This is a genomic window from Streptomyces sp. UW30, assembly GCF_008042075.1.
In the GTDB taxonomy this organism is placed as follows: Bacteria; Actinomycetota; Actinomycetes; order Streptomycetales; family Streptomycetaceae; genus Streptomyces.
In genome coordinates, this window is record NZ_RDBN01000151.1 from 1 (window position 1) to 3600 (window position 3600).

Genomic DNA, 3600 nt, shown 5'->3' on the forward strand with positions numbered 1-3600 from the left:
GTCATCGGTCCTGCCCCGGCTCGCGGAGCAGGCGGGGGCGTGGCGGGTACGCCGACCTCAGTACGCGCGGTTACTCCCGCTGTCAGACGTGCTCGCCGCCCATGACCGGCACCGTGATGTCCATGTCTTCCACGCCCTCGAAGAACACGTCGTCCGCCTCGGCCAAGCGGCTGAGCCGGCCCGCTCGCCGGGCCGCCCTCGTCGTCCACGTCGTCGCCTCCGCGAGCTGGGTCGGGCTCACGCTCGGGCTGCTCGCGCTCGGGATCACCGCGGGCAGCACCGGGTCCGCGGTGACCGTGGAGGCGTCGGTGCGGGCCATGAAGCTGTTCGCCGACTGGCTGCTGCTGCCCGTCGCGTTCCTCACGCTGGTGAGCGGGATGGTGCTGTCCCTGGGCACGCAGTGGGGGCTGGCGCGGCACCGGTGGGTCTACGTCAAGTTCTGGCTGACCCTCGCCACCACCATCGCCACGGTCTTCGCGCTGCGCCCCGGCGTGAACTCCGCAGTGGCCGCCGTCGCCGCGGGCGGGCCGCTGCCGGACGCCGGCGACGTCCTGTTCGGACCGATCGTGTCGCTGTCCGCGTACGTCTTCATGACGGTGATCTCGATCCTCAAGCCCTGGGGGCTGACGAAGCGCGGGCGCAGGCTGCGCGCCGCGGCCACCCGCCGACGGGTCGACAACACCGAGCCCGCCCGTCAGGCGGCCTGACCGGCCCCCTGTACGGCCCTCGTCCAGGGCCTCGTTCAGGGCCACGACCGCGCAGTCCAGGGTCGCGAAGTCGCCGGTGCGCACGGTGCAAGCGACAGCGCCCGCACTCACTACCTGCTCGTCGCGCCCAGCGCTCCCTTCAACCGCTGTGCCCGCAGCACCAGTTCGAGCTCGAAACGGCGGTCCGGATCGTCCATCTCGTCGCCCCAGAGTTCACGGATCTGACGGAGGCGGTACCGGACCGTCTGAGGGTGCACGCCCAGCCGCGCCGCCACCTCCGGCGCCCCGCCCCTGGTCTCCAGCCACGCCAGCAACGTCTCCGCCAGCCGCCGCGCGTGCGTGGGCCCGCAACTCTCCAGCGGCGCCAGACACCGCACCGCCAGGTCGTCGATGAGTTCCTCGGGCTGGAGGAGTACTAGGGCCTCCGTGTGCTCGGTGCAGTAGAGGACCTCACCGGCCGGCAGCAGCCGACGTTCCATCAGGCGTACGGCGGCCTCGGCCCAGCGCAGCGACTTCGCCGCGTCGGACAGGGGGACCGGCGGGCCGATCGCCCCGGACCAGCCGCACAGGGCCCGGTGCAGGAGTTCGGGGCGGCCGGCGGCGTCCGGTTCGGGGACGACCATGCGCGGCTGCTCGTACTCCAGGTCCAGCAGCACGCCCTGTCCGACGGCGGGCGCCAGCGCTTCCCGTGCGGGCCGGAGCAGCACGCCCACCGCGACCTTCTCGGGCAGCGGCCAGCCGATCCGGGCCGCCCGCTCCGTGAGGGCGTCCGCCGGATCGCCCCGGTGGTGCTCGGCCAGCAGCAGCTCCATCAGCCGGCGCTGGAGGCGCAGCCGCTCGCCCGCCTGGCGCGCCGCCGCCTCGGCGTAACCGCGCACCGACTGGTCGACGAGGCCGTCGAGATACTCGTAACCCGCGTCCACCAGCTCGTACATCGCGGGCGGCGGAATGTCGACGCGCTGGCCGATCTCGGCGAAGCGGCGCCAGGCCAGTCGTACGCCCATCCGGTAGATCGCCTGGAGCGAGTCGAGGGATCTGCCGTTGAGGCCCTCGCCGCGGCCGAAATCCTGGAAGACGCCGGGCGGGACGGTCGGGCGGCCCTCCGACGTCTCCAGGTGCTGCACGAAGACCTCGATGGCGCGCCGGATGCCGACCAGGGCCATCGGCTCGCCCGACTCGTCGAGGACGACCGGCAGATGCGGGTACTCGCGCTGGATCTCGCGCAGGATCTGCTCGGCGAGGGCGGGCGCGTCCGCCATGACCAGCTCCGCGAACCGACGGACCTGGAAGCGGGGTACGTCACGCCAGGCCGAGCGGGTCGCGGCGGCGGGTGCGGCCGTCGAGCGGGTCGCGGCCACGGTCAACTCCCCTGGCCCGCTTGCTCGTAGGTGATCAAGGGCGTGTTCGGCCGGTCGGGGGTCGCTTCCAGCAGCGCGACGACACCGAGCGCGGCACCCACCGCGAGTACGGCGGCGAGCGCGACGGTCAGCGCGGCGGCGAGCAGTCTGGACATCGCAGGGTCAGCCTTCCTGTCCGAAGGTCCCGGAAGTCCCGGAGGTCGTCCCCACCCCGTGTCGCCAGCCCGAGCCCGACCCCTGCCTGTCGGCCCAGTCTCGACAAGCTGTGACTGCCCGTCAAGACATTGACACTCCGTCAATGGACGCCTACGGTTCCCGGCCCAAGAACGGCCAGGCAACGACCGTGCATCGACCATGCGTCAACCCCCCAGGAGTGCCGGATGCGCCGTACAGCCTCACCTGTCTCATTGATCCTGCTGGGCCTCGGCACGTTTCTGCTGGTACTGGCGCCGATGCTGGCCTGGTACGTCACCCCGCGCGCCGCCGTGAACCCCATCGACATCGACACCACCGCGGTGTACAAGGGCACCGGAAGTGTCTTCGACACCGAGAAGATCGAGACCGTGCCGGACCAGACGATCACCGTCACCCAGCGGGTGCGCGGCGACGTGGCGGCGAGCGAGCACAGCGGCAACGCCGTCTGGGACGTGATCACCACCGTCGACACCGACAAGTCGCTGCCGGCCGCGGACCCGCACGACGCGCTGGACTACACCCCGCACCGCTGGGTGATGGACCGTACGACGACCAGGCCGGTGCACTGCTGCGGCGAGAAGCCGTACATCGAGGGCGAGGCCTATCTGAAGTTCCCGTTCGACGTGCAGAAACGCTCGTACCAGTGGTGGGACAACACCGGCGGCACGACGGTCACCATGCGCTACGACGGCACCGAGAAGATCCAGGGCTACACGGGCTACCGGTTCACCGCCACGGTCGCGCCCCGCAAGGTCGGCACGCGGCTGGTCCCGGGCAGCATCGTCGACCAGCCGAACCGGCCGCAGGTGCTGGCCGAGGAGTGGTACTCCAACCACGGGTTCAGGCTGGTCGTGGACCAGCGCACCGGCCGGGTGATCTACGCCCAGACCGGGCCGCGCCGCACCCTGCGGGCGCCGGGCGGCGAGAAGGACGCCGCGGTGCTGCTGGACAGCGAGAAGATCGCGTTCACCACGGCCACCCAGAAGGAGGCCGTGCGGCAGGCCCGGCAGGACACCGATCAACTGCGGCTGGTGGGCACGACGTTGCCCATCGGGGCGGCCGGGGCGGGATTCGCGCTTGCGGTGGTGGGGGTGGTTTTGGTGCTACGAGGGCGGAAGCAGCCGGAATCCCCTGGAACGGTCGAGATGCCCCAGCCCTCGCTCACAATGTGACGTGACGTCAGCTCTAATAAAGCCGGAAATTGTCACGCCGGTGAGTAGCCGTGGCGAACCGCTGGGCGAAAACTGTCCAACCCCACCCGGACACAGCCTGTCCACACCCCACGCACAACGACCGTAAAGCGCCCTAGGACCTTCGAATCCCCCCACAGGAACCCAAAC

General features: G+C 71.0%; 4 protein-coding genes. 2 read left to right on the forward strand and 2 right to left on the reverse strand.

Features of this window, described 5'->3' with window-relative positions:
• Positions 1–122 precede the first annotated feature (122 nt).
• Positions 123–707 carry a DUF2269 domain-containing protein gene (locus tag EAO75_RS45060; protein ID WP_148000910.1) on the forward strand — a complete coding sequence of 195 codons (585 nt, stop codon included), beginning with the start codon at positions 123–125 and terminating at the stop codon, positions 705–707.
• Between the two features lie 110 nt (positions 708–817).
• Here the strand turns inward: EAO75_RS45060 and EAO75_RS45065 are convergent, their stop codons facing one another.
• Entirely contained in the window at positions 818–2065 is a 1248-nt protein-coding gene (locus EAO75_RS45065) for a PucR family transcriptional regulator (RefSeq protein ID WP_148000911.1), read from the reverse strand.
• 2 nt (positions 2066–2067) lie between these two features.
• Entirely contained in the window at positions 2068–2220 is a 153-nt protein-coding gene (locus tag EAO75_RS46390; protein ID WP_187284871.1) for a hypothetical protein, read from the reverse strand.
• 225 nt (positions 2221–2445) lie between these two features.
• Between EAO75_RS46390 and EAO75_RS45070 the strand changes: the two genes are divergently transcribed.
• Positions 2446–3432, forward strand: coding sequence for a DUF3068 domain-containing protein (locus tag EAO75_RS45070; protein ID WP_148000912.1), 987 nt, complete (start codon positions 2446–2448; stop codon positions 3430–3432).
• The last annotated feature ends 168 nt before the right edge of the window (positions 3433–3600 follow it).